The organism is Bradyrhizobium sp. (assembly GCF_049798375.1).
GTDB lineage: Bacteria > Pseudomonadota > Alphaproteobacteria > Rhizobiales > Xanthobacteraceae > Bradyrhizobium.
Map to the genome: position 1 here is coordinate 1 of NZ_JBARGP010000546.1, position 2,672 is coordinate 2,672.

At 64.9% G+C, this 2,672-nt stretch carries 4 protein-coding genes; 3 read left to right on the forward strand and 1 reads right to left on the reverse strand.

The features are described from left to right. The 3 genes from WA702_RS21875 to panE form a co-directional block, all read left to right on the forward strand. Positions 1–402, forward strand: a 402-nt coding sequence (locus WA702_RS21875; protein ID WP_425112636.1) for a 2-hydroxychromene-2-carboxylate isomerase, incomplete at its 5' end; no start/stop codon positions are given. Between the two features lie 133 nt (positions 403–535). Next, a complete protein-coding gene (locus tag WA702_RS21880; RefSeq protein WP_425112637.1) occupies positions 536–1,273 on the forward strand; it encodes an SDR family oxidoreductase in 738 nt (245 codons plus the stop codon). 97 nt (positions 1,274–1,370) lie between these two features. Beyond that, a complete protein-coding gene (panE, locus tag WA702_RS21885) occupies positions 1,371–2,300 on the forward strand; it encodes a 2-dehydropantoate 2-reductase (protein WP_425112638.1) in 930 nt (309 codons plus the stop codon). A gap of 171 nt (positions 2,301–2,471) precedes the next feature. On the opposite strand, the gene WA702_RS21890 is transcribed toward panE, so the two are convergent. Further along, a partial coding sequence (locus WA702_RS21890; RefSeq protein WP_425112639.1) for a c-type cytochrome occupies positions 2,472–2,672 on the reverse strand: 201 nt, incomplete at its 5' end.

A 2,672-nucleotide genomic window follows, 5' to 3' on the forward strand; every position in this document is an offset into this window, starting at 1 on the left:
CTCGAGACTCAGCGCTTCGTCAAGCGCTTCCAGGTCCAGCCATATGTCTGGAATCCCTTCTTCCCCGTCAACACGCTGAACCTGATGCGTGCCGCGATCGCCGCCCAGCTCGAAGGCGTGTTCGAGGCCTATGTCGACGCGGCCTTCCACCATATGTGGCGCGAGCCGAAGAAGATGGACGACCCTGAGGTCGCGCTTGCAGCGCTCAACGCATCCGGGCTCGACGGCGCCAAGCTGCTGGCCCGCGCGCAGGAGCCGGAGGTCAAGGCGAAGCTGTTGGAGACCACGCAAAAAGCGGTCGAGCGCGGCGCATTCGGTTCGCCCACCTTCTTCGTCGGCGACGAGATGTTCTTCGGCAAGGAGCAGTTGCGCGAGGTCGAGGAGATGGTGCTGGGCGAATGACACCGTCGTTGTGAGCACAAGCACAACGCCGTCATTCCGGGGCAGCCCGCGGGGCTGAACCCGGAGTCCCGAAGTGAGGCGCGAGATTCCGGGTTCGATGCTTCGCATCGCCCCGGAATGACAGGAGAGCACGATGCAACAACGCAACGCCACGGTCGCAGTCATTGGTGCCGGCGACTATATCGGCGCCGAGATCGTCAAGAAGTTCGCCGCCGAAGGCTTCACCGTGTTCGCCGGCCGGCGCAACGGCGACAAGCTGACGCCGCTCGTGAAAGAGGTCGAGGATGCCGGCGGCCGCATCGTGCCGCGCGCGCTCGATGCGCGGAAGGAGGACGAGACCACCGCGTTCCTCAACGAGGCCGACAAGCATGCGCCGCTGGAGGTAGTGATCTTCAATGTCGGCGCCAACGTCAACTTCCCGATCCTGGAAACCACCGATCGCGTCTTCCGCAAGGTCTGGGAGATGGCCTGCTGGGCCGGCTTCGTCACCGGCCGCGAATCGGCGCGATTGATGCTTCCGCGCGGCGGTGGCAACATCTTCTTCACCGGCGCCACCGCCTCGCTGCGCGGCGGCCCCGGCTTTGCGGCGTTTGCTTCCGCCAAGTTCGGCCTGCGCGCGGTGGCGCAATCGATGGCGCGCGAATTGATGCCGCAGAACATCCATGTCGCCCATCTCATCATCGACTCCGGTGTCGACACCGCCTGGGTGCGCGAGCGCCGCGCGCAGATCTGGGGCAAGGAGGCGCTGGACAATCCCGACCTGTTGATGCCGCCGGCCTCGGTCGCCGGCGCCTATTGGCAGCTCTATCAGCAGCCAAAGAGCGCCTGGACATTTGAGATGGAAATTCGCCCCTCCGGCGAAAAATGGTAGAGAAGCGGAAAGCGGGTGGCGAATAGCGAATGAAGACCGTCTCTATTCGCCATTCGCCGCCACAATCTCCGGCGATTTACAACGACAGGACATCAACATGCGCATTCTCGTGGTCGGTGCCGGCGCGATCGGCGGTTATTTTGGCGGCCGGCTGCTGCAGTCGGGTGCCGATGTCACCTTCCTAGTGCGGCCACGGCGAGCCGGTGAGCTCGCCTCCGCCGGCCTCGTGATCAAGAGCCCGACCGGCGACGTCACGCTGAAGAACCCGCCGACCGTGCAGGCCGACACGCTGAAGCAGCACTTCGATGTCGTGCTGTTGAGCTGCAAGGCCTACGACCTCGAGGACGCCATCGCGTCGTTCGCGCCGGCGGTCGGCCCCGACACCGCTGTTATCCCGATGCTCAACGGCATGAAGCATCTCGACGTGCTCGACGCCAAATTCGGCCGCCAGCGCGTGCTCGGCGGCCTCTGCGCTATCGCCGCGACCTTGAACGAAAAGCGCGAGGTGGTGCAGTTGCAGCCGATGCAGTCGCTGACATTCGGCGAGCGCGATGGCGGCAGCTCGGAGCGCGTGCGCGCCATCTTCGAGATCTTCCAGCGCGGCAATTTCAACGCCGCGGCGAGCGAGCACGTCATGCAGGACATGTGGGAGAAGTGGGTGTTCCTGGCTTCGCTCGCCGCCTCCACCACCCTGATGCAGGCTCCCGTCGGCGTGATCCTCGCAGCGCCCGGCGGCAAGGATTTCCTGCTCGGCATGCTCGACGAATGCAGCGCCATCGCTGCTGCGGCGGGCTATGCGCCGGCAGGTCCGTTCTTCCAGCGCGTCTCCGGCCTGCTGACGACCGAGGGCTCACCGATGACGGCCTCGATGTTCCGCGACCTGAAGCAGGGTCTGCCGGTCGAGGCCGATCACGTCATCGGCGATCTGGTGGTGCGGGCGGATGCCGCGAAGGTGCCGGTCCCGAAGCTGCGCACGGCGTACACGCATCTGAAGACCTACGAGGCGCAGCGGGCGAAGGGCGCGTAGCGCACTCATGCTCCACTGTCGAGCCGGCCTCGAGCCGGGACCCAGAGCCACCGAACTTTATTTTGCGAAGGCTGGAGCGACAGCTAGCCTCTCGTAGCTCTGCCTGTGAGTCTGGGTCCCGGCGTTCGCCGGGACGACGGCTATGGTTGCGGCGCGACCAACTGCAAACAACTACAAATGTGCCAAATAATGCGCGAGCGCGGTGATCTCTTCATCGCTCAGCGGATAGGCGACATCAGCCATCGCCGCCTGCCCGCCGCCGGAGCGCACGCCTGATTTGTAGTCATGCAGTGCCTTCACCAGATATTCCTCGCGCTGGCCGGCGATGCGCGCAACGGCCTTGGTGCCAGCGAACGAATCGGTGTGGCAGGA